The following is a 24,052-nucleotide window of genomic DNA, read 5'->3' on the forward strand; positions in this document are numbered from 1 at the left end:
CCCGGAGATCGAACATGTCAAGCGAATTGCTCACGACCAGCCTCTCTATCCTGATTCAGGGTCTGGTGGCGACACTTCTTCTGTCCGCAGCATCGATCATCGGCGGAACGCTGATCGGACTGCTGGCAGCCGTACTGCGCTCATTCGGACCGCGGGGTACGCGGCACATTGCCAGGCTCTATACCGAACTGTTTCGCGGCACACCTGTGCTGATCACGCTGATGTTCATTTATTTCGGCGTGTCGTACTTCGGCTATGCGATCGATGTATTCGCAGCAGGTGTGGTGGGTTTGAGCGTCTATCAAGGCGCGTACATCGCCGAGATATTCCGCTCAGGCATTGAAGCCGTGCCCAAGGGGCAATGGGAGGTATCGCAGATCCTCGGGCTCAGCAAGACGCAGGCTTTTTTTTCCGTGGCCCTGCCGCAGACCGGAAAGATCGTGGTGCCGCCCCTCATTGGCCAGTACCTGTCGCTTATCAAGGACACGTCGATCGTCAGCATGATCGGCATGTCGGAATTGATGCATGCGGGTCAGGCTATCGTCGACCGGGTCGGCAAACCGGTCGAAATCTATGGACTCGTTGCCGTGCTTTATTTCATCGTGTGCTTTCCACTATCGCAGTGGGTACGCCACCATGACCGAAGAAGGAGCCTGCTGTCATGACCACTGTCACTACGTCGAAGCCCATCATCAACCTCACCGGCGTCAGCAAATCGTTCGGCGCTACGCAGGTCCTGAAGGAGATCAACCTTGACGTACGGCCGGGCGAAGTGCTCGTGCTGATCGGCGCATCGGGTTCAGGCAAGAGCACAGTGCTGCGCATCATGAGTGGGCTGGAAATGGCTGATGCGGGCGAAGTCTGGGTCAACGAGGTGCCGCTGCACGATGCGCGTCGGGCGAAAGAGATCCGGGGTCATGTCGGCATGGTGTTCCAGCAATTCAACCTGTTTCCGCACAAGAGCGCGCTTGGCAATGTGACCCTCGCCCTGATCAAGGCTCGCAAGATGAACGCAGCGGATGCACGCAAGCGTGCGATGGATGCACTCGACCGCGTGGGTCTGGCCGATCGGGCCGAACACTATCCCAGCCAGCTCTCGGGCGGCCAACAGCAGCGTGTCGCGATTGCGAGAGCGTTGGCCGTCGAGCCGGGCATCATGTTCTTCGACGAAGCGACCTCCGCCCTCGATCCTGAACTCGTCGGCGAGGTGACCGAAGTCATGCGTGGACTGGCGCGCGACGGGATGACCATGGTCGTGGTCACGCATGAGATGGGCTTCGCTCGCAAAACTGCCGATCGCGTCGTGTTCATGGATAAGGGGGTGATCGCGGAACAGGGGGCGCCCGAGGATATCTTCGTGAACCCGCAGAATGAACGTACCCGGCAGTTTCTGCATCGCGTGCTCGATCATTGATCGATCGAACGAGAGGATGCCTGTCGCAGCCGGTCTCGCGCGAGATGACGAGGCGCCACTCCTTACGCGCTAAACCCGCGTCACAGAAAAGATAAACAGCGAGCCCCATCGCTGACGGAGTTGAAGGAATGTCTGCACCGGAATCATCACGAGCGAGAGGCGTTGACCGCGTCGTCGGCATTTTCAAACAGTTACATATCGCGCGGCGTCCAATGACGATGCGCGAACTGATTGAGGCGACTGGCGCACCGCGCTCCAGCATCTACGAGCTCGTCGCCATCCTCACTGAGGTCGGCTGGCTTGAGACAGCGTCAGATGGCAGCGTGTTCTTCGGTCGCGAAATGCACTATTACGGCTCCGATTATGCGACGCACAACGATCTGATCAGCCGCGCGCATCAATCCATCCTGGCGCTCGTCAAGCGATATGACGAAACCACGCAGTTGTGCATGCTGGAGGGCAATAAATACACGGTTGTGTTGTCCGAGAATAGCGCGCGACCATTCAATATCAGCTCCGATATTGGTGTGAAGGTGCCGATTCCGTGGACCGCTAGTGGGCGTTTGCTACTCGGCCACCTGAGTGCTGACGAGATCCGTTCGCTCATTCCGGGCGAAGATTTTGTCCTCGATAACGGTGTGCGCGTCGAACTCGACGAATTTGTACGCGACGTTAAGCTCGCATCTGAGCGGGGCTATTGCTGCACAGAAGGACTCTCGAACGCATTCAGGCTCTGCATGGCCGCGCCGATTCGTGATCGCACAGGGTTGCCGGTGGCGGCGCTGTGCTTCATGACAGGCCGCGACACTGATCCGCAACGGCGCGCTGCAATGCTCGAGGATCTTATACAGTCTGCGAAGGCACTATCCCAGCCATACCGTCTCCCTTAATCCTGCTTACGACGACGAAGACGGAATGAAGCAATGAACGAGTTGGAGCGGAAAGTGACGAGGCGTCAATCCAGCGCGAGGGAGCGTTTGGGACAAAATGCGTCAGACCGCCCCGGTGACAATGACTCGCAATCGGCTCCGATCGGAGGAAAGAGCGACCTCCTGTCACAGAGATGGCATGGAGGGTCCCACGCAGTTGATGGCGAGGATAACGTCGCCTGCTCGCAGCAACGGCGGATCAATCAGCTTGAGCGCGAGAACAGGGTTCTCAGTGAAGTCAATGACATATTGCGTAAAGCAGTTGCCCACTACGCAGGTGACAGTCGTTCTTTGCGTCGAAGAAAATAGTTGTGCTGTCTTATCTCAATCATCCATCCGAATACCCGTTCTTTAGAAACCCGCAATGAAAAAGATGATTGCGTCAGTGCATACCGGGGTACTGGTCCATATCGTGATCAGGACCATGCAGCACTACGCCAGCACGTAAGCTGCGACCTCAAACCGGCCAGCCCGCTACGACATGATCTGGCAAGGATTACAGAATCCGTCTTCTTGCGTCCACTTGGTGAGCTGTCAGTGGGGCTGTCCGGGATTTTCCGCCCGCACCGGGCCACCTGGGGACGGCGCATGAATGAATGTGCCCGCCCGAGGTAGATGCCCGCATGCGAAGACCGTCGCTGACGCGTATTAAAGAAAGCGGGATTACCCATAAGGGCGTCGTATTAGGCCGATCGGTCTAACGGCAGACGAGCCTGTCGGTAATTTCCCCGCCTGCGCGGTCGGCGAGACATCCGGTGCCTCATCGAATAGCGGCTTTGATTGCGCGCGCTGCCTCGTCCAGAGCGCTGGCAGTTACAAGCGACTCACGTGGAATGGCTTTTCCTGCTGCGGCGCTCGTCGGGCGCGCGGCTTGATCGGGATAGGATGAAAACTTGACGATCGTGAGACCGGCTTTGGGATTTACCAGAATCGATTGGCCAAATCGCCCGCCGGCCGCGAATGACCTGTCACCGTCGTTCACCTGGTACAAGTAGTCGTGATAGGAATAGCCGGGCCGTCCTGCGGCAAGATTGCCCTTCGCGAAGGCGCCCGCGTTGTCAGCGGGTTTTAAAGCAAGACGAATCGACGAAACCGGGAACAGTATTGAAGCGCCGGCGGCTCCCTTGCGCATCAATTCACCGAAGCGTGCGGCGTCGCGCAGCGTCGTATTGAAGCCGCCGCTAGCCATCTCCGTCCCTGTGCGATCCACCACGACGTCACCGTCATCTTCAGCAATCTTTTGCCATATCGAACGCGATACCATTTCGCTCCACGATAAGCCGGTAATGCGCCGGAGCGCCCAGGCAACCGCTTCCGGCGAGCCATTCTGGTAGTACCACATGGCACCCGCGGTCGCATTCGGCGTTGGATGTGTCACCTTCAGAAAATCGTAGATGCTGTCCGGTGCATCGCTGCGGCGGGGGATGAACCCTACGGCGCCGAAGAGGCCAAGATCCGGTGGCAGATCTGCCGGATAGCTGACCGGCACCTCCATGTCGAGGTTCTGCTGCACGGTAGCATCCCCAAAAGGGGTGGCCGCCAGTTCAGGGACGTACTCGGACAGTTTCGCTTCCGGGTTGAGCTTCCCCTCGTCGATCAATTGCGCGGCAATCAGTCCCGTCACCGATTTGGTCATGGAGGCCCACGCGTGAGTCTGATGCGGCGTATAGGAATTGAAATAGCCCTCGTAGACGATCTTCCCATCGTGAATGACGATGAAACCATCGGTATAGGTTCGCCGCAGATAATCGCTGAGACTCAACGTCGTTCCGTCCACAGTGAACTGCACTTTGTCAGGATCGAGCATGGACGCTGCTGGCAAAGGCATCGGCACGCGCGCATGCTCGACACTGGCCGTCGGCATCATCATGCGCGTGTTGCGCAGCGCCCAGCCAAGGTTGGGAAAGCGCATGGAGTTTGCCTTCGTTACCAGTTTGTCCGCCGGTGGAGGGAACCCCTGCATGACGCCGAGTTCAACGGGATCCGCGACGGGCGCGGCCATTTGCGCATGCGCGGCTGTCGGCAATACTGTGCCGATGAGCATGGCGGACGCGGTAACGCGCAAACGAATTGCCGAAGTCGCCGAAAGCTTGCTGATGTTCATACGTTTTCTCTTGGTGAACGGTCTTGCAGATTCATGGTTGTCGTTGTCGTCCTCGCGACAGCAGCCAGGTCCGACATGGCTCGATACGAGGTTCGCGACGCCATTAGAGCGACGGCCCGGCAACGCGGACGAAATTCTCCACAGTCTTGACGCCGTCGACTTGCCTTGCGGCATCGGCAGCCAAAGAGACCTGCTCGTTATCGGTGACCGAGCCGTTTAGCGTGACATGGCCGTCGCGAACCTTGACGAGAATGCGGGCTGCGTTCAGTCCGCGGGTCCTTTCGAGCGCGGTAGCAATGCGATGAGCAAGCTTCCTGTCCGCCGCTTTCGACGCCTTCGTGGTGGCTCCGGTAGCGGCGATGGCGGCCACCCCGTCTGCCAACGCGGGCGTGGACTGCGCCGTTGCATGGCCGGCGAATGCGAAAAGCGCCGCGGCAAACAGGGTATGCAGGCTCAGGTGCGGGTTAATCATGCCAGTCCTTCGGTCAATGTGAACAAATAGGGAATACAGGCGGAATACAAATGCTCATCACGTCGCCGCGAATGCCTAAAAGCGGGTCATCAGGCCGGCTGAAACGCCGGTCAATCCACGCCCGCCAGGATTGAGGCCAAGGGCCGTGATGTTGGCGGGGTCATAGCGATAGGCGCCCGAGAAGCCATTGCGATCCACCTCCGCGTAGAGTTCGGTCTGCTTGGAAAGGAAATATTCGGCGATCGCGTACGTCGTGATCTTGTGGCCGCTGGCAGACTGAACGTTACCGAGATCGCTGGCGATGTCGTCGGTGAAAGCCGCCGTGACCTGGAATGACGGCGTGACCACCCACACGATGCCGCCGCCGGGAATCTTGTCACGACGCCGGGGCGCGCCTGGCGTCGTGCCGGTGACCGTGAGGTCGGCATAGTTCAGATAAAGGCGCGCCGGCCCGATCTGCAGCGTGCCGCCGGTCTGGAACGTTTGCGCCCACTGCGTCGCGGCGGCGTTGTAGGTCTTCTGATAGGACACGCCGCCAAGCGCGGGTCCCCATTGATACATGGCGGCGCCGGAGAAGTTCGTACCGGCGCGCGTATTGCCGGCCACGCCACCCGGCGAATAGCTGGCGCCGAAGCGGAAACCGCCAACCTGCCCGAGGTACTTGATGGTGTTATTGAAGCGCGAATCAAGTGTGAAATAGTTCGCGCTGTACACCACGCCGGGTTCGATTGCGATGGACTGCCCTCGCCCACCTGCAGGGTCGATGAGAATGCCGAAGTCTTCGTTGGCGTTGAGTTGCCGGCCCAATGTCAGGCGCCCGAAATCGCCGGTCAAACCGACAAAGGCCGCCTGAGAAAACAGCGTACCCGAGGTCTTTATCGCGCCAGTGCCGCTGCTGAATGCGCCCTCGAGCTTGAAGATCGCCTTGAGACCGTTGCCCAGGTCCTCTTTGCCGGTAAAGCCGAACTGATTGCCGGCGATGATATTGTTGTTGAAGCCGATTGCGCTACCGCCCTTGGCGCCATTCGTCCATCGGACGCCTCCACCAATGTCACCGTACAGCGTGACACTCGATTGCGAATAGGCTGAGCCGGAAAGCACGCTCATCAGCATCGCATACAGAACCTTCTTCATACGTCTCCTGGATTATTTTATATATATTCGTACGGATAACTAATAAAGTATGAAACTGTCGCGTACTCCGAGGTACGCGACAATAAACCGTCCTGGCGGTGCCGTCAGCTCCGCTCGACCAGGTTGAGTTCCCCCGGCGCACGTGTCGTGCCGAGGGCGAAGCGGCGTAGCGAGCGCCGCGGGTCGAGGCAGAAAGCGCAGAGCACGCCGCATCCCAGCAGCACCACGCCGCTCGCGACGCTTGCCTGTTCGAACCCGACAGCAGTCGACCGACCAGCGCCTTCGATCAACAAGCCGGTAACGATCGGCGCGGCGAGTCCGGCGAGCGACGAAAAACCGTTGCTTAGCGCGAGAATGCCGCCCCGCTGCGAATCAGGAGTCACTTCGCCGAGCATGGCTGGCCCAATTGAGTAAGTCACGAGCGTCATGCCGCTGCCGAGCGTCAGCAAAACGAACCTGAGCATCGGCGGGAGACCTGGCCACGCCGTTGAGGCAAGCAGCGCACCCGCCATGACCAGCGTCACGGTCAGGAAGCCGCCACGCCCAACCCGCGACGACACGCCGCGCGTCAGCAGGTGCTGGGAAAGCCAGGCCAGGCCCAGGCTCAGCGGCGCGGTGATCGCCACGAACAACGCGAACATTCTGCCCGCCGTCTGCGGTTCGTAGCCCATCCCAAGCTGCAGCCAGGTCGGCGTCCAGGTGAGCGTCATCGCGAGAATCCAGTTGGCAGCGAAATGCCCTGCGAAAACGCCCAGGACCGTTCGGTCCGTCAGCAGTAGCGCATACGGAACACGTGCGGTGTGGTCCGACCGTACCGGACTCGACAGTTTCCCTTCGGCGCCGAATACGAGCCACGCGACGCACCAGAGGCCGCCAAGTGCGGACAGCACCAGAAAATTGGCTCGCCAGCCCCAATGCGCGGTAATAGCCGGAATGCTCAGGCCAGCCACCAGCAGGCCGAGCGCACTGCCCTGGTGAAGTACCGCGACGGGCAGGTTGCGCTTTGCGTCGGGAAACCACTTGTAGAGCGCATGCACGGCAACCGGCGACGCGGGCCCCTCGCCCGCGCCGAGCAGGACGCGGCACGCGATCACGCTCCAGATCGAGCCGGCAACCAGCATCGGCAATTGCAGCGCGGTCCATGCGCCGGCCATCAGCAGCAACAGCCATTTTGTCGACGCGCGATTGGCCGCGAGGCCGCCGAGCACGGCGGAGATCGAGAACAGCCAGTTGAGGCTGCCCCCGATCAGCCCGAACTGCGTAGGCGACAGATGAAGCTCACGCATCATCGGTACGGAGACGAGGCCGAGCACGACCTTGTCCAGAAAGTTCACGAGCATCATCAAGGCCAGCATGATCGCGATGGACCACGCCCGCCAGGGCCGATACTCGCTTTGTTCGATTGCCATTCGCTTGGTCTCCATGATGGTCGGAACGTCTTTGCGTCCCTGGTATTGCGTTGCCTCAGCCGTCATGCTGACCGAGCAGGGGGACGGTGTCGCCTGCGTCGGGCAGACCTGCGGAGAACTTCACGGGAAAGCGCACCGCCATTGATCCGTCGTGAGCAAACTCGCGGACCATGCCGCGTGCGCGCACGTGCGGATCGAGAAACAACTCGTGTGCGTCAAGCAGCGGCGAAACCGGCAGATCGAAAGCCTCCAGCGTAGCGAGCCATTCGGCAAGCGTGCGCTCCAGGAACATGTGCGCGAGCAGCGCGTTGACCTCGTGCTTGAACTGCTGCCTGCCGAGGCGCGACGCGAACCGATCGTCCATCAGCGCGGGGCAGTCGGCACCGAGCGCTTCACGCAGCGTCAGCCAGAATTTGTTTTCCAGAATGCCCAGCGCGAGGTAGCGCCCGTCCCGGGTTTCAAAAATGTCGTTCTCGGGCATGACCGTCGGCGACATCATGGGCTCCTGCGCATAATCGCGCGACGTCCACGCGGCGGGCGCCGTCCATGCCATCACGCAGTCGTGGATCGACACGTCGAGATGCTGGCCACGGCCATTCTGGCGTGCGCTGAGAACCGCCACGGCCAGCGCGAGCGCGGCATGACTCGACGCGGCATAGTCCGCGAGACGAACCCGCGGACGCGCGACACGGTCATTGACCTGAACCGGTATCGACCAGAAGCCGCCGAGCGCCAGATAGTTGAGGTCGTGGCCGGGCAGCGCCGAATACGGTCCGGTCTGTCCGAACCCGGATATCGAGCACATAACAATGCGCGGGTTGACCTCGGCGAGCGCGGCGTAGTCGAGTCCGAGCCGCTGCATGACGCCCGGCCGGAAGCCTTCGACGACCGCATCCGCGTCCCGTATCAGATCGAGAAACGCCGCGTTGCCGGTGGCACTCTTCAGGTCCAGCGCGACTGAGCGCTTGCCGAGGTTGATCTGCGCGAAAACCGCGCTTCCAAGTTGCCGCGCCGGATCGCCCGTACCCGGCGGTTCAACCTTGACGACGTCCGCACCCAATTGCATCAACATTGAAGTGGCGTGCGGCCCGGGCAACAACTGACTCAGATCAACAATCTTGACGCCGTTCAGGCATGACCAGTCGGGTTTCATCCGCATGGTTTCCTTGCAAAAGATGCGACGCGTGTCAGCGTACTGTGCTGGGCTGTCATGCCGCTGTGCCAGCAGGGTCGAGAATCACGCGGGCGATCGTATTGCGCTGTATTTCGCTCGTGCCGGTGAAGACTCGAAACATGCGCAGTTTGCGGAACGTCTGCTCGATCGGATGATGGCGCGTCACCCCGACGTTGCCGTGAATCTGCACGGCCTTGTCCGCGATTTCGAAGCAGCGTTCCGACACGAACAGCTTGCAGGCTGCTGCCTTCATGCGCAGATCGGCACCGGCATCCGCGAGCGCGGCGCTTTGCGCGATCATGCTTTCGCATGCCCACAGCGCTGTGGCCATATCGGCGAGCATGTGCTGGATCGCCTGAAACCGTGCGATCGGACCGCCGAACTGCCGCCGTGTGCGGGCGTAATCGAGCGACGCTTCATAAGCCGCCGTGGCGAGGCCGAGCATCGTCGGACAGTGCAATAACCGGTTGACGTTGATGCGCGACATGCCGAGCTTGAACCCGTTGCCCTCGCCGCCGAACACGTTGGCGCGCGGCACACGAACGTCGACAAAGCGAATGTCCGCATCGATGTGCTGCCCCGACATCGGCACGTATTGCTGCTCCACCGTCACGCCTGGCAGATCGAGATCGATGAGCACTGCGGTGATGGCGGGTGGCGTGGTCGTTGCGTCGGTCACGCACATGACGATCGCGAAGTCGGCGAACGGTGCGCCGCTGATGTAATGCTTGACGCCATTGATCACCAGTTCGTCGCCGTCGACGACCGCCGTCGTGGAAATACTCTGCGCGTCCGAGCCGGAATGCGGTTCGGTCAGCGCGAAGCAGGTCGACTTCTCGCCGCGAATCACCGGCTCGAAATAGCGTGCAAGTTGATCCGCGCTCGCATACTTGAGCATGTTGCCGACACGCGGCGGACCGCCCAGGTCGCCGAGCACATGCGGCGCGAGTGCGGAACCGGACGCGGCGAGGTCCGCCTTGAGGGCACACTGTTCGAGAATCGACAAGCCCTTGCCGCCCAACTGGACGGGCAGGCATGCCGCGTAGAAGCCGAGTTCGGCGGAGCGGCGCCATACGCGGCGCAGCGTCTCGCGCGGCCAGACGTCCTCGCTGCCGAGGCCGAGCTCCTGCTCCATCGGTTGCAGTTCTTCCGCGACGAAACGGCGAATGCCCTCGCGGGTTTCAACGAACGTCGGACTATTCAGGTAGTCGAACATAACCTTCCTCTTCAATTTACTCGACGCGAGACACCCTGCCAGTACTGCTCGCGAACCAGTTTGCGGGCGATCTTTCCGCTCGCGTTCTTGGGCAGATCGGCAACGAAGTTCACGGTACGGGGGAGCTTGTAGTCAGCCAGCCGCGCGCGGCAATGGTTGATGATCTCGTCCGCAACGGTGTTGCGTCCGCTCTTCAGCACGACGACGGCCTTAACGCTTTCGCCCCACTTCTCATCGGGAACGCCGATCACACACGCTTCCATGACATCGGGATGCTGATAAAGCGAAGCCTCGACTTCGGTCGGATAGACGTTGAAGCCGCCGGAAATGATCATGTCTTTCTGACGATCGACGAGGTAGATGTACCCTTCCTCGTCGACGCGCGCGAGATCCCCCGTCCGCAGCCAGCCGTCGACCAGCACTTCACGCGTGAGTTCCGGCGCGCCCCAGTAGCCATGAAACACGTCGGCACCGCGAATGACGATTTCGCCGAGCGTATCTCCGCTGACCTCGCGGCCGTGTTCGTCGACGACGAGCACTTCCGTCTCGCCCGCGGGCCGGCCGCACGACGCAAGCCGCTCGGGGCGATGGGCAATCGCGTCGGCATGATCGGCGATGGAAAGACGTGTGACGCCCGAAGTCGATTCGCTCGCGCCGTATCCTTGCGACAGTACCGGGCCGATACGCGTCCACGCTTCCTGGATACGCGCAGGCGCCATTGGCGCCGCACCGTAGCCGAGCATCTTCAGGCTCGTCAGATTGGCGGTATCCAGCGACGGATCGTTGAGCAGCATGTTGATCATCGCAGGCACCATGAAGACGTGCGTGATCGTCAGCCGCTCGACTTCACGCAGAAAGTGCGCGGGCTCGAACGTGTCGAACAGGACGAGCGTGGCGCCCGAATACAGGTATGGCTGCATCAACATGCCGGACGCGTGCGTGATCGGACCGATCAACCCGAGCCGGTCGCCGGGTTTCGCGGGACAATCCATGCCCAGCAGGATCTTGCGCAGTGACGCGAGGCGGTTGCCGTAGGTCTGCATGGCGGCCTTGATCTTGCCAGTCGAGCCGGAAGAGAAATGCAGTACCGCGAGATCGTCGGACGACAGCGCGACATCGGGCAGATGCGGGCTGGCGCTCGAAATCAGCGCTTCGTAATCGGCGTATCCGTTCGCAGGCGTGCCGAGCGAAATGAACGACTCGACCGAACCGAAGCCAGGCGACGCGCGATCGTAAGCCGTGAATCCCTCACCTGCGATCATGACGCGCGGCGCGCAATTCTCAACGACATCCGCCGCTTCGTGTGCCGTAAAGCGCGGATTCAGCGCGGCTTTGACGAGCCCTGCCTTGTATAGCGCACATTCGATTTCCACCAGCTCCGTGCAGTTGCGGGCCTGAACCGCAACCCGGTCGCCTTTCGCAAGGCCCAGCCCCAGCAGCGCATTCGCCAGCAAGGTCGAGCGTTCGTCGAGCTGACGGTACGTCAGCTCGCGGTCACGATGAATGACCGCAACGTTGTCGCCCCAAAAACGCGCGGCGCGGCGCAGAAAGTAAGCAAAGCCCAATCGGTGTCTCCTTTATCAATGCTGGCGTTAGTCTGTAAGATGCAAGCCATTACCACAATGCGGCGCTGGCTATAAAGCCATAGCCAACGGGAATGCCCATGGAGACCCGGGATCTGGATTACCTGCTTGCGGTAGAGGAGTACGGTGGCATCGGCAAGGCTGCGGAGGCGCTGGGCATGAGCCAGCCGGCGCTCAGCAAAGCTATCCAGCGTGTCGAGGCGCAGACCGGCCTCGCGTTGTTCCAGAGAACGGCGAATGGGGTCGCGCCCACTCAGGCGGGCTCGCTCTTCCTCGCGCGTGCGCGACGGATTGCTCTGGAATACGAGGACGCGCTGAAAGAAATGCATGCATTGCGCAGTGGCGAACAGGGCGTGCTGAGTCTTGGCTATTCGCCGACGGTACCGCCTGCGCTCGTTCTGGGCGCCTGTCGCCAGTTGCTGAAGGAACGCCCTGCTGCGCGCCTGCGACTGCGGCGTCGGCTGGCGCGCGATCTTGTCGATTTACTCGTTGCGGGTGAACTCGACCTGATCGTGGCTCCCGAGCCGCAGCCGGATGCAGACGGACTATCATTCGTCGAACTCTTTCGCGATAGCCTGTCCGTGCTCGCCGATGAATCGCATCCACTGCACCTGAAGCGCAATCTGCGGCTGGCCGATCTGGCGGATCAGGAATGGCTGCTACCCGGGCCGACCATCCCCCTTCGTCAGCAGGTGGACGCGGCGTTCGCCAAGCTCGGTCTGGACGTGCCCAAGCTACGCGTGGAAACCGACTTCGGGAGCACCTCGCTGCTGCATCTGCTGCGCGGCACCGCGATGCTCTGCGTCGCGGGCACTGAATCGTTTGACTCGCTAGAAGGATTGCGCGCGCTCAACCTCGACATCCATGAACTCGACCTGCGCCGGCACATCGGCGTGGTGGTTCGCAGGGACGCTTACCTTTCTCCGCTCGCACAGCGCGCGATGGCATTGCTACAGGAATGGACCAACTGAACAATACCGGCATGGTTATCTGTGCGGCCGATCAGGGCGGGCTTCGGTTAGCGAGGCCTGAAGGCGACGAGATCGTCGGTGTGCGGGCGCTCACTGTTAGGCCCCTGCCGCGCGCGTGAGCAACTATGATGTAACTGAACTATTTCCTCCGGCGGCGTTGCGACCGGCGTGCTGGGTGAGCCCTTTCCGCTTTGCACTCGACAACGGAGCGCAGTGGGCTTTGCCACACCGCAGCTCGACTTGTGTACGCTGGGCGGGACGGCTGCCGCGCAGTTTGGAGTTGATCGCCAAGCGTCTGCTGCAGCGCAGCGACCGACCCGTCGCGCTACATGCACAACCATGCGCAAGGGGAACGCTTAACCGTATCTTTTCGCACCGCGCCGCGAGCGCGCATGCGGCGGCCTTCAAGAATAACGTCGACGGTCCGGCTAAAGTCCTCTGCTGGGTTGACGGTAGGTTCGAATATGCGGTGTCGGGCGGGTATCGCGTGCAACACGCTGTCGATCGTCGCGCACGCGGTGACTCCGCAGTTGACCCGAAAGGGATAAGGGTCATCGGTGCGTTGCGGCATAGGGGCTGATGTCACAACGTCCGGCACCGTCTCAGGCCTCACTGGAAGGAGACAAGGCGATGATCTCGAGAAGCGGGCTGTGGCGCGCGTGTGGGCGCGTGTCGGCGTGGCTGGGTGCGTGCTGTGTGCTGGTACTGGCCGCCATATGGAGCGGCGACGCGTCTGCGGAGCTGGCCGCCGGTCCATGCCGGGACCTGACATGCGGACCACACAGGCCGCCGCTACCGTCGAAAAAAAGCTGTCAAAAACTGAACGGGTTGGCCATCCGGGCCCACGAGATCGGCCTGCCGACAACCGGCGCCGTCGTCACATCGACGACACAGATGGCGGCAAGCGGCAGCGGGGCGACGGCTACCGGGTCGTACTGCCTCGTGGCCGGCGCGATTCATCCGGTCGATCCGTCCGCACCGGACATCCTGTTCAACATCGCGTTGCCGGACCAGTGGAATAACAGGATCCTGATGCTCGGCGGCGGCGGCTTCGACGGCTCGATCCCCGCCGTGACCGGCAACGTGCCGAGCGCGCCACCCGATCTGCCGGGACCGCTGTCGCGCGGCTATGCGGTGTTCGCGAGCGATTCCGGGCACGAGGCAACGAACGGCGCGGTGAGCGGCGCGTTCTCTGTCAACGCCGAGGCGTACGACAACTTCATGGGTGAAGCGCTGAAGAAGACGCACGACGCCGCGCTCGTGATCATCGACGCGCATTACGGCGCGCATCCGCACAAGGCCTATTTCGCGGGCGGCTCGACTGGCGGGCGCGAGGCGCTGACCGTAGCGCAGCGCTGGCCGCAGGACTGGGACGGTGTGATCGCCTTCTATCCCGCGTACGACTTCACGACGCTGAGCCTGCAGCAGTTGCGCGTGACAGAAGGCTTCGCGGCGCCGGGCGCGTACCTCGACACCGCGCAGCGCGCGCTGCTGCTCAAAGCGGTGATGCAGGCATGCGACGGACTTGACGGCGTCGTCGACGGGCTGATCAGCAACGTGCAGGCGTGCAATGCAACGTTCAACCCGGCGACGAGCGACGTCGACGGCAAGCCACTGCGCTGCGCCGGCGGTACGGCGCATGGCGACACGTGCCTGTCCGACCGGCAGATCGCGGCGCTAACCACAATGAACACGCCACTCGTGTTTGCGTATCCGCTTGAAAACGGCGAAATGCAGTATCCGGGCTATAACGTGTATGGCGCGGATCTGGGGGTGGGCAGCAGTTCGCCGCTCGAGCCGACGATCACGGAGCTCGCGCTCGGTACGACGCAACCAACGTATCCACTGCTGAGCACCGCGATGTTCGACGGACAGATCAGCGACCAGTTCGTCCGCTACACGGTGATGAACAACCCGAACTTCGACTCGCTGACGTTCAATCCGGCGCTCGCAGGTCATTGGTCCGGGCGAATCAGCATGCTGTCGGGACTCGACGCGACCGACGCGAATTTGACGCCCTTCATGCAGCGCGGCGGCAAGCTGCTGATGGCGCACGGCACCGTGGACCAGACTGTCAGCACGCGAGCGACTGAAATCTACTATCAGCGCCTGCTGTTTACGATGGGCTTTAGGGCCGTCGAGTCGTTCGTGCGCTTCTACGAGATTCCGGGGATGCAACACGCGATCGGCACCGAGTTCAACGCGTCGTGGGACTCGCTCACGGCGTTGCAGAACTGGGTCGAGTACGGGACGCCGCCGGTGCATCAGGTGGACACCGATACCGCGGGCGTGCCGGGACGCACGCGGCCGCTGTGCCCGTACCCAACGTGGCCCAGCTATAACGGCGCGGGCGACGTGAACAGCTCGGCGTCGTTTACCTGCGTGCAGTAATAGCGCACGCAGGCGGAGACGCGCGAACGGCTACCACGCCCGTTGTCGTCGCGCGTCTCGCGTCAGTTGCAATCTGGACAGCCGAAGGTGTCATCACGCCGTCGAACACGACACAAGCGTGACGCATAGTCGACGATCTTGCTCGGAACGGCGAATGTCCCTTCCTGGCCGATATCGCCAGGTCGATGACCGGATCTGATTGCCACCATTTTCATCCACTGGCTTTGGCGTCACTGAAATGAACCCACACTGCCGGCCAGTCGCGCATTCAACCTCGCAAGCCGAATCGGCGACAATCCTTCATTCGCCCCGGCTCCGTCATGAGGTTCAGACATGTCGCCAGCCAGAACAAACGGAGCGAGATTAAACACGCCTGAAGTCTCCCGCCGTATTCGCATAACACGCTACCAACAAAGAGAGTTCGGCATGTCAACGACGCATCTGCGCCAGTATCACAAAGGCATCGAACAGTGGTTGGCTCGACCCTACGTAGCCGAACGCTTCACGACGGCGTTTGGATCAAGGCTCGCCATGATTTCTATCGTGATATGTTTTTCGATGTCAGCCCAGATCGCGATCAGCGCCGTCGTGTTCGCTTTTACAGGGCAAAGGACGCTTGCGACTCACGCGCTAGCTGGGTATTCCCCCATCTTGCAGCTATTTGGCGGCTCGCTCCTCGCCCCTCTGCTAGAAACCCTGCTTGTTCAGGTAACCGGAATTTTCATTTTCCGAAGACTCCTGCGCGCGAACTGGACCGTATCGTGCGTCGCAGTCGGATGTATTTTCGGTGCACTTCACGGTTATGGAGGCGCAGCCTTACTGAAGCTGTCGTTGACTGGGGTTCTTCTCACAGCGGTGTACGTGATTGAAAAGAGAAAGAAGGGAAAGCCGATACTCATGACGTTTGCTGTGCACAGCATCTACAACACTATCTTGTGGACAGGCTGGAACTAAGGCCGGCATATAAAACCCTTCGCGCGGCTGACCGATGTGAACGGTGCAGCCCGACCGGCTTTGAATATTCGATACGGTCGCCGGGCGTCCGCCTTCAGCCCATCTTAACGACCATAGTGAGCCGTGAACCCTCATTCGACTGCGGCGAAGTTTGCGTCCCGCCCGTGGCATCACTCACGCGCCGATTTGCCGGCCAGAGTGAGAGAGGCGTGATGCATTAAGGTCTGCCCGGTTTTGCGGTGACAGCGCCGTCGAATGCGTCCAGAGCTCTGTAGCAGGGCGTCCCGATTGGCAGATACGCCCCTCCCACCAAAGCACTCATCCTCATTTCATTCTCGGCTGGACGACGATTTTCACTGCTGATTCATTGTTGTGAATCAGGGTCTCAAATCCTTTCGAAATCAGGTCATCCAGTTGAATGCGTTGGGTGATGAACGGCTCCAGATTGATCTTCCCGTCCTCCACCAGCTTGATGGTTTCCTGATGGTCGTTGCAGTACGCGATCGTGCCGCGCATGTCCAACTCCTTCATGACTACGCTGTGTACGTTCACAGTGGCGGGATGGCTCCAGATAGATACGATCACTACCACGCCGGTAGGTTTGGCCGCGGCCACCAACGTGTCAAGGACCTTGTTCACGCTTGAGCATTCGAACGCCACGTCCACACCTTTGCCGCCGGTGATCTTCATCACTTCCGCGACCACATCCACTTCGGTTGGATCCAGGATGTGATCGCTTACGCCGGATTCGCGGGCCTTTTCCTTGCGTGCAGCGCTCAGTTCCGTAACGATGACGCGCACACCTTTGGCCTTCAGGATCGCTGACAGTAGCAGACCAATAGGACCCGCTCCACCGACCAACGCCACGTCGCCAGGCTTCGCGCCACTGCGGGTGAAGGCGTGGTGCCCCACCGACAGAGGCTCGATCAGGGCAGCCTGATCCAGCGGAATAGCGTTGGAGATGGGGTGCACCCAACGGCGTTTGACAGCGATCTTTTCGGACAAGCCACCGCCACGCCCACCCAGACCGATGAAATTCATATTCCTGGACAAGTGATATTTATCGCCTGGCCCCGTGGGCACGTCGTCGGCGACGATGTAGGGTTCCACTACCACATGCTGGCCGACTTCGATGTCGCGCACGCCTTCTCCCACGGCATACACCACGCCAGAAAATTCATGGCCCATCGTCACGGGAGCCGACTCCCCGGAGATTGGATGCGGATGACCGCAAGGAGGAATGAAAATAGGCCCCTCCATGAATTCGTGCAAATCTGTACCGCAGATTCCGCACCAGGCCACGTCAATGCCAACGGTGCCCGGTTCCACGACAGGCTCCGGTATGTCTTCAATGCGGATATCTTTGCGATCATAAAAACGTGCTGCTTTCATGGTTCGTATCCCTTAACTGGTTTCGAATGAGATCATCCTGGACCGCTCGTTCTTTGCTCCGACATGAGATCGAGGAATGCTGTAGATCGGCTGACTCACCTTGAGACCTGGCACTCAACACAGTATTCCACCGCCATCGCCAACGGTGCTTGATGCGCCTGATGTCTGAGCGTGCCTATTCGAATAAGTACAGAAGATCTTGTCGGTTCATTCCGGGCGAGTTGGTCGGATTCTTCTCCGACTCGATCGCGACTCACGCGCAGTCGACCTCGTTGCGCACGATGTCGTGCGGATTCGCCCCCCTGACCGTGTGCCTGGTATCGACTCCTCGTGTTGACATACTTCGTGAAGCTGATATTCAGTGAGGCTGTGCAACACCGACGCGACTGCTTCGCACATCCCATCAGTTCTCGACCCGCCCGTACCTCAACGGTGTGAGCGTTGTAGCACGCGTGCGCATGAAGATCACATTGCGATGCACCATCGTCTTGATTGAGAATTTTGTCTCAGGCTGGCTGGAATGAAGACGCCATAAGCCGTGTTGCCAGCTTCGCAGTTGGCTCCAGCGATAACGAAAATGAGGGAACTGCTGTGTCAGATCGAGAGGACGATCTGGGCAGTAGGAATCCCGACGCAAACAGTCGAACAGGGATCGTCAAAACTGCATCGCCCGCAAAGCAGAACCGGCTGCGTGACTATCTTCAATCGGAGGTAGTCATTCTTTCTCTGCTCAATCTTGCGCTTTGATCGTAAAGCCGTTGCTGTTCACCGACTTAAGCAATGCGGTTTAGTGATGCACATGCCCGAGCAACCAGGATCCTTTGGCGTGAGTCATGAAGCGTCACACACCGCTCACTGAATTTCTAAACTCCGTGGATCTCGCCGCCTAAGTTCGTGTTAGATCGTGCGCAACTATTTTGCTTGACCACTAAGCACAGTTTCCAGCCGCCGCCTGCAAAGCGAAGAAATACGTACCGTCGCAATTTTGTTTAAATTCACTAGACGACTGGTCTACTTCACGCTACAGTCTGTCCATGGCAACCGCAAACACATTTGAAACCACCGACGTCCGCGAGAACATCATTGCCGTTGGTCAACGGCTGATCGGCGCCAGAGGCTTTTCGGCCGTTGGCCTGAATGAGATTCTGTCGGTGGCGGGTGTGCCCAAGGGCTCGTTCTATCACTACTTCGGTTCGAAAGATGCGTTTGGCGTAGCGCTACTCGACAGTTACTTCGACGAATATCTGAATGACCTCGATCGCACGCTCGCAGAGCCAGGACTGAACATGGCGCAGCGGCTAATGAATTACTGGCGCATCTGGCAGGAAACCCAGTCGTTCTACGACTGTCAAGGCAAGTGTCTCGCAGTCAAACTGGGCGCCGAAGTGGCGGACATGTCGGAAGCGATGCGCGCCACCCTCAATCGCGGCACGGCTGGAATTGTCAGCCGGCTCGCAAATGCCATTGAAACCGGTGTCGTCGAAGGGACGTTATCGATCGAAGGCGATCCGGAAAGCATCGCGCAGAGCCTTTACCAGCTGTGGCTTGGCGCCAGCATCATGGTTAAGATTGTGCGCAACCTGGAGCCGTTCAAGGTGGCGATGTTGGCCACGCAGCAGATGCTTCGCCTTGCCCCGTGACGAATAACGGCGGCAAGCGCACTTCTTCGGAAGTGCCTTTTTTTCGCTCATTCACAAGACGACTGGTCTACTATTGAAGCAATTCGTTCGCCGATTTACCGACTCACCCCACTCACCCGACGGAGAAGCAACATGAAAGTACTGATGGTTCTGACCTCGCATGACCAATTGGGCAACACGGGCCGCAAGACAGGCTTCTGGCTCGAAGAACTCGCTGCACCCTACTACGCGTTCAAGGAGGCCGGCGTGGAAATCGTACTCGCTTCACCTAAGGGTGGTCAGCCACCGCTCGATCCGAAGAGCAACGAGCCTGCCAATCAGACCGACATGACGCGCCGCTTCGAACTCGACTCGCAGGCTACGGCTCAGCTTGCCAGCACAGTGCGGCTTGATAGCGTGTCGCAGGCCGACTTCGACACGGTCTTCTATCCGGGCGGTCATGGCCCGTTGTGGGATCTCGCCGAAGACAAAGATTCGATCGCCCTGATCGAATCCTTCATTGGCGCCGGCAAGCCGGTCGCGCTGGTCTGCCACGCACCGGGCGTTCTGCGCCATGTTCGTGCGTCAGATGGTGCGCCGCTGGTCAACGGCAAGAAAGTCACCGGCTTTACCAACTCTGAGGAAGCCGCGGTCGGACTGACCGACATCGTGCCGTTCCTCGTCGAAGACGAACTCAAGGCCAAGGGCGGCATTTATTCGAAAGCCGACGACTGGGCGCCGTACGTCGTCACCGATGGTCTGCTGATCACCGGACAAAACCCCGCTTCGTCGGCACCGGCCGCAGCCGTTCTGCTGAAGCACCCGGCACTGGCGGCGAACTCCTGAAGGCAGCGGAAGCGTTGACGCGACGTGTATCTCAACCTTGAATACGTGAGGCGGGGCGGCCACCCGCTCACACGCAAGGGTCGACCGGAGAAGCCGGCACGCCGCGCGCTTCGATCGCTTCGCCCGCGAGCAGGCAGAGGTCCTCGCGATAATGCGCCGCGACGATCTGGACACCCACGGGCACGCCGCCGATGAGTTGCGTCGTGACAGCGAGGCCCGGGAGCCCCATCGCCGGCAGCGCGCGCATCGTGAGTTGCGCTTCCCACACCCGATCGAAACCCGCCGCACCTTGTTGATCCAGGTCATCAGGAAACGGAAGCTCCCCGGAAACTGGCATCAACACGACCGCATACTGATCGAGGAACAGGCGCCATTGACGCAACAGCGTAGTGCGTCGCACCAGCGAACGGCTGATGACGTCAGCGGGAAGATCTTTCACCTTAAGCCGCGCGGCGTCGACGACAGCCTGGGCACCCGGATCGCCGTCGCGCGCAACCGAGTCGACCAGCGCGTCGAAGCCGTCGCCAAGCCACAGCCGTTCCTGCAACAGCGCGGTTTCGCGCATCGACGGCGTGTCGTCGATTTCTTCGATCGTCCAGCCCGCGTCGGCAAGGCGTTGCGCGGCGTCCCGCAATGCGTCTTCCACTTCTCTGGCGATCTGCATGCCGCCCGGACGCAGACAGAGTGCGGCGCGCAGTGGTACGTCGCGCCCGACCAGCGGCATCGGCATATACCAGGGGTCGCGCAGATCGGGCGCCGCGAGCGCGAGAAGGCCGAGCCGCAGATCGCCGATCGTACGTGCCATCGGGCCTGCTGCCGACATCAATTGCGCACCGATTGCGCGCTCCGGCGACGAGGCATTGAACACCGGCACGCGCCCCGATGTCGGCCGAAGTCCATGTACGCCACACGCGTAGGCCGGGTAGCGTACCGAGCCGCCGATATCGGTGCCGAGTGCGATCTGACCAATACCTGCGGTGACCGCTGCCGCGCCGCCACCTGACGAGCCGCCAGGCGTGATCGACGGATTGTGCGGATTCAACGTGCGCCCATGAACCTGATTCGACGTGAACCAGCGTAAAGCGAAGGTCGGCGAATTGGTGCGACCGAGCATGATTGCGCCGGCCTTTTGCAGGTTATCCACGGCGGGGCTGCTGACTTCAGCAATCAGGTTTTCCTGAAGACGCGTGCCGTTGGTGGTGGCAAAACCGGCGTGATCGATGTTGATCTTGGTGGTGACCGGTACGCCTGCAAGCGGCCCCGGATCCTCGCCGCGCGCAATCGCCCGGTCGATGTCGTCCGCCTGTTGAAGCACCCATTCGGGCCGATGCGCGACAACCGCGTTGATCGTCGGATTCACCGCGTCCAGACGCTGAAGCGCGGACTCCGCCGCCTCGCGCGCGGACACTTCGCGGGTTTTCACACGCCTGGCCAGTTCAACTGCGGACAAACGCCATAGTTCACTCATGTTGCCTCCAGTAAGCATGCTGTACGGAATCCGGTTGCGAGCGCCTTGGCGCGCCGCCGCCCGCGCCCGGAACGAATCGTTTTCTCAGACCTTTATTTAACCGGTTCGACGTATCTGATGTATGTCCGTCGGCAGGAGAAATGCAAGCTACTTTTTCCAGGTGCGCTGCGGATACATTGCGACACGCATGCCGCGCCGTGAGCGGCCGAGGGTTTATGAAATTGGACCGAAACCTAAGTGGTGAAGCGCGATCTGCGAGGTTCGCTCAGCCCATCGGCAGATCGGTGCAGTGCTCGATGGCCTCGACGAGGATCATCTGATCCTCGTTGGTCGGCACGCGCACTCCACGAGCACGTGGGCGAAACACGCGATCGCCACGTCTGATGGTGCGGCCTGTCAGCGCGCAGATGGACGTGACGCGGGACCGGCCGCTGCACCAGATCTGCTCGATATAGCGGCCCGTGCACGAATCGCTCCACGACACGCTGATCGTGGCCGACGACAACCATTCGGTTACGATGATCTGGGCGGGTCGCGTCACCACGCGATAGTGCGGTTCGGCCGCGAGTGAGCGCGAGTTGGCACGGCACCGTGTCAGTGCCGCGCGGCGCTTTATGGCACACGCATCGAGTTGTTCCGCAGAGGGATCGAGGACGTTCAGCAGTGTGCGAACCACGATGTTGTCGTCAGATAGCGACGTCATCGATTGATCTCCAGTAGCCGGTGTGGTCGTAGGACGAAAGCGGCCGCGCTCACACGGTATCGCACGACGGCAACGTACGCGTCGTGCGATACATCAGCGTGTGCCAACGCGGCGAGCTTAGCCTCCGCCTTGCGCGCGCAGCGTCAGCTTGCTGCTGACCGCCGTGACGCCATGCACCTGCTTCGCCGCATTGACCGCCACGGCTTCCTGATCCTCGCTGAGAATCTGTCCGGCCAGTGTTACCTGACCCGTCTTTGCATTGCCGAATACCGAGATCGACGTTTGCTCCAGGCCCTTGGTTTTTTGCAGGGCTTTTTGCACCGTGTGGGAGAAAGCCCGATTGGCCGCGCGAACCGACTTCTTCGTCGCGGGCGCCGGCGGGCTGGTCGCCGCGGTTGCGTCCGGCGCCGCGTCGGTCGCGTCTGCCGCGAACGCGGGCACCGTTGAGAATGCCGCCAATAACGCAGCAAGGCTGCCACTCATCACAACTTGTCGAAGGTTCATCGTCTTATCCTTATTTTTCCGGTTAGTGAACGTGAGAAACGTTTGAGCCTGCACCCATCAGCGTTGTCGCACTCGTGAGATTAGTGAGGCCCTAGGGGTAATTAGAACCGTTTAATGTATCAAGCGTATTTCCGCGACGTATCGAAATGTATCCCGACGACCGTCACGTCGATGAGCGGCCGATCAAGCGACTGCGAGCACCGGTGCGCCTGTTGCAATCCGAACCAGGGGCGCCGCCTTGCATCGCTAAGTATCTACGCGTTCCGGCGATGCAGCATGTTTCGTATCACCGTCATACCGGACATATGCCAGATACGTCCACGCGCGTCCATGTTCATTGCCTGCTTAGTCGAGATTTCTTCATGCTCGATCGTCTCAGGATGAGCGCTATCGCGACAGAAGCGCCGTAATAGTCGGCGTGCATAAGCTTGAACAAGAGAACCGCGGGCCAAGCGGAAGTACAGAAGATCGATCAATCGGGCATCGCGGCGTTCGCGAGGTATTTCAGCAGAGCGCCGCACAGCCGTGAAGCACGGTAGGAGCGTAGCGTTGGTCGTGGAATCAGGCACCGAGAACTCCGCGAACGCCGCACGTACTCCGGCAACGTGGGGGGGCGGTAGTACTCGAAACTTCGCCGGATTTACCTTCGACAACTGCAACCGCAACCGGAGAATGGCTCAAGCTGAGCCGGGCCTCCAGGCCGCCCTCGCTGCGGTTTGCCAGCCTTAATTCTGCGTTCATCGCTATTGCAAGCTGGCGAGCTATCGCCAGCCCCAGCCCCGAACCGTTCATATCCCGCCGACCGCGCGACTGTCCGCGATAAAAAGGCTTGAAAACCTCTTCCAGTTGATCCGGACAAATGCCGGGGCCATTGTCCAGCACCGAAATCACGAGCCGCGACGATTCCCGGCTCGCACGCACTTGCACCGTGCTACTGAATTTCAATGCGTTATCGATGAGGTTGACCAGAATCCGCCGAAGCGCATGCGGAAGCGTGAGCACCGGCTCGGCGATGCGTGAGTCGAGAATCAGGTCATGCCCGGCGTCTTCATAGTCCGACACAATGCTTTGCAGCAATGCAAAGAGATCGATACGAGACGGCGACTCCGTGGTGCCATGAAGCGTGCGTGCGTAAGTCACGCCTTCCATCACCAGGCCATGCATCGTATCGAGGTCCTGTAAAAGCCTGGCGCTGTCCTGGTTGTTATCGAGCATTTCTGCGCGCAGGCGCATTCGGGTAATCGGCGTCTGCAAATCATGGGAAATCGACGCAAGAACCTGCACACGTTCCGCGGTACAACGCGCGAGTCTTTGCTGCATGCCTTTAAAAGCCCGGATAGCCAGTACGATTTCTTCAGGGCCGTCTTCCGGCAACTCCCGAACACTCAGGTCGGGCCCCAGACGGTTGGCGGCGTCGGTCAGACTCGCAATCGAATGGCTGATCGATTTCCCGAAATGTGAGGAAAACAAGGCCAGCAAAATCAATTGCAACAGCGGAGCCACAAACGCCCACGCGAGCCCTGATATCTGCGTCAGCAATGCCGATGCGATGAGCGCACACGCATAAGTCAGCACGACACTCGTCGCGAGTACGACGAACAGTAATCTTGCCAAAGGTAACTTGTTCATCATCGGCGGCTCCAGTTGGAAGACAGGACGCGACAAACAGCACAAAGTCGACCGCAACAATTAAAGCGCTAAAAAGTGCGGGCAGCTATTGGACGATAGTGTTGGTCGATACTGAAGTATTGCGTCGAGCCCGCAACAAT

The 24,052-nt window shown here is 60.4% G+C and carries 20 protein-coding genes; 8 read left to right on the forward strand and 12 right to left on the reverse strand.

Translation table 11 applies throughout. The annotated features are described in order from the left end of the window. Nucleotides 1-14: 14 nt before the first annotated feature. The 3 genes from LMG28727_RS26300 to LMG28727_RS26310 all read left to right on the forward strand — a co-directional run bounded on the left by LMG28727_RS26300 (nt 15) and on the right by LMG28727_RS26310 (nt 2,304). Nucleotides 15-665, forward strand: coding sequence for an amino acid ABC transporter permease (locus tag LMG28727_RS26300; RefSeq protein WP_201645229.1), 651 nt, complete (start codon nt 15-17; stop codon nt 663-665). Further along, entirely contained in the window at nt 662-1,414 is a 753-nt protein-coding gene (locus LMG28727_RS26305) for an amino acid ABC transporter ATP-binding protein (RefSeq protein ID WP_201645230.1), read from the forward strand. The genes LMG28727_RS26300 and LMG28727_RS26305 overlap by 4 nt, the downstream gene beginning before the upstream one ends. Nucleotides 1,415-1,542: 128 nt before the next feature. Beyond that, entirely contained in the window at nt 1,543-2,304 is a 762-nt protein-coding gene (locus LMG28727_RS26310; RefSeq protein WP_201645231.1) for an IclR family transcriptional regulator, read from the forward strand. A gap of 799 nt (nt 2,305-3,103) precedes the next feature. On the opposite strand, the gene LMG28727_RS26315 is transcribed toward LMG28727_RS26310, so the two are convergent. From LMG28727_RS26315 to LMG28727_RS26345, 7 genes are all read right to left on the reverse strand, one after another. Continuing rightward, nucleotides 3,104-4,447 (reverse strand): serine hydrolase domain-containing protein, encoded by a 1,344-nt coding sequence (locus tag LMG28727_RS26315; RefSeq protein ID WP_236592361.1) that lies wholly within the window; start codon nt 4,445-4,447, stop codon nt 3,104-3,106. Between the two features lie 103 nt (nt 4,448-4,550). After that, nucleotides 4,551-4,919, reverse strand: a complete 369-nt coding sequence (locus tag LMG28727_RS26320; protein ID WP_201645232.1) for a BON domain-containing protein — start codon at nt 4,917-4,919, stop codon at nt 4,551-4,553. A 75-nt stretch (nt 4,920-4,994) separates the two neighbouring features. Next, complete coding sequence (locus LMG28727_RS26325) at nt 4,995-6,053, reverse strand: porin (protein WP_201645233.1); 1,059 nt, start codon at nt 6,051-6,053, stop codon at nt 4,995-4,997. A gap of 104 nt (nt 6,054-6,157) precedes the next feature. Then, nucleotides 6,158-7,462, reverse strand: coding sequence for an MFS transporter (locus LMG28727_RS26330; RefSeq protein ID WP_201645234.1), 1,305 nt, complete (start codon nt 7,460-7,462; stop codon nt 6,158-6,160). Between the two features lie 55 nt (nt 7,463-7,517). Beyond that, on the reverse strand, nt 7,518-8,615 hold the full coding sequence (locus LMG28727_RS26335) for a CaiB/BaiF CoA transferase family protein (protein WP_201645235.1): 1,098 nt from the start codon (nt 8,613-8,615) through the stop codon (nt 7,518-7,520). Nucleotides 8,616-8,670: 55 nt separating this feature from the next. Continuing rightward, the gene (locus LMG28727_RS26340; RefSeq protein ID WP_201645236.1) at nt 8,671-9,852 is read right to left on the reverse strand and encodes an acyl-CoA dehydrogenase family protein; all 1,182 of its coding nucleotides are present in this window, start codon (nt 9,850-9,852) and stop codon (nt 8,671-8,673) included. An 11-nt stretch (nt 9,853-9,863) separates the two neighbouring features. Continuing rightward, on the reverse strand, nt 9,864-11,417 hold the full coding sequence (locus LMG28727_RS26345; protein WP_201645237.1) for an AMP-binding protein: 1,554 nt from the start codon (nt 11,415-11,417) through the stop codon (nt 9,864-9,866). Nucleotides 11,418-11,515: 98 nt separating this feature from the next. On the opposite strand from LMG28727_RS26345, the gene LMG28727_RS26350 reads away from it, so the two are divergent. The 3 genes from LMG28727_RS26350 to LMG28727_RS26360 all read left to right on the forward strand — a co-directional run bounded on the left by LMG28727_RS26350 (nt 11,516) and on the right by LMG28727_RS26360 (nt 15,751). Then, the gene (locus tag LMG28727_RS26350; protein ID WP_201645238.1) at nt 11,516-12,406 is read left to right on the forward strand and encodes a LysR family transcriptional regulator; all 891 of its coding nucleotides are present in this window, start codon (nt 11,516-11,518) and stop codon (nt 12,404-12,406) included. A gap of 630 nt (nt 12,407-13,036) precedes the next feature. After that, nucleotides 13,037-14,797 carry a tannase/feruloyl esterase family alpha/beta hydrolase gene (locus tag LMG28727_RS26355; protein ID WP_201645239.1) on the forward strand — a complete coding sequence of 587 codons (1,761 nt, stop codon included), beginning with the start codon at nt 13,037-13,039 and terminating at the stop codon, nt 14,795-14,797. A gap of 426 nt (nt 14,798-15,223) precedes the next feature. Next, on the forward strand, nt 15,224-15,751 hold the full coding sequence (locus tag LMG28727_RS26360) for a CPBP family glutamic-type intramembrane protease (RefSeq protein ID WP_201645240.1): 528 nt from the start codon (nt 15,224-15,226) through the stop codon (nt 15,749-15,751). A gap of 324 nt (nt 15,752-16,075) precedes the next feature. Here the strand turns inward: LMG28727_RS26360 and LMG28727_RS26365 are convergent, their stop codons facing one another. Continuing rightward, complete coding sequence (locus LMG28727_RS26365) at nt 16,076-17,143, reverse strand: 2,3-butanediol dehydrogenase (protein ID WP_201645241.1); 1,068 nt, start codon at nt 17,141-17,143, stop codon at nt 16,076-16,078. A 1,034-nt stretch (nt 17,144-18,177) separates the two neighbouring features. Between LMG28727_RS26365 and LMG28727_RS26370 the strand changes: the two genes are divergently transcribed. Beyond that, nucleotides 18,178-18,783 (forward strand): TetR/AcrR family transcriptional regulator, encoded by a 606-nt coding sequence (locus LMG28727_RS26370; protein ID WP_201645242.1) that lies wholly within the window; start codon nt 18,178-18,180, stop codon nt 18,781-18,783. A gap of 132 nt (nt 18,784-18,915) precedes the next feature. Beyond that, nucleotides 18,916-19,608 (forward strand): type 1 glutamine amidotransferase domain-containing protein, encoded by a 693-nt coding sequence (locus tag LMG28727_RS26375; RefSeq protein WP_201645243.1) that lies wholly within the window; start codon nt 18,916-18,918, stop codon nt 19,606-19,608. Nucleotides 19,609-19,675: 67 nt separating this feature from the next. Here the strand turns inward: LMG28727_RS26375 and LMG28727_RS26380 are convergent, their stop codons facing one another. The 4 genes from LMG28727_RS26380 to LMG28727_RS26395 all read right to left on the reverse strand — a co-directional run bounded on the left by LMG28727_RS26380 (nt 19,676) and on the right by LMG28727_RS26395 (nt 23,915). Further along, nucleotides 19,676-21,076, reverse strand: coding sequence for an amidase family protein (locus LMG28727_RS26380; protein ID WP_201645244.1), 1,401 nt, complete (start codon nt 21,074-21,076; stop codon nt 19,676-19,678). Between the two features lie 265 nt (nt 21,077-21,341). Further along, entirely contained in the window at nt 21,342-21,779 is a 438-nt protein-coding gene (locus LMG28727_RS26385; protein ID WP_201645245.1) for a DUF3331 domain-containing protein, read from the reverse strand. A 117-nt stretch (nt 21,780-21,896) separates the two neighbouring features. Beyond that, nucleotides 21,897-22,283 (reverse strand): BON domain-containing protein, encoded by a 387-nt coding sequence (locus LMG28727_RS26390; RefSeq protein ID WP_201645246.1) that lies wholly within the window; start codon nt 22,281-22,283, stop codon nt 21,897-21,899. A gap of 561 nt (nt 22,284-22,844) precedes the next feature. Continuing rightward, nucleotides 22,845-23,915, reverse strand: coding sequence for a sensor histidine kinase (locus LMG28727_RS26395; protein WP_201645247.1), 1,071 nt, complete (start codon nt 23,913-23,915; stop codon nt 22,845-22,847). Nucleotides 23,916-24,052: the final 137 nt, after the last annotated feature.

This window comes from Paraburkholderia metrosideri (assembly GCF_904848625.1).
Taxonomy (GTDB): domain Bacteria; phylum Pseudomonadota; class Gammaproteobacteria; order Burkholderiales; family Burkholderiaceae; genus Paraburkholderia; species Paraburkholderia metrosideri.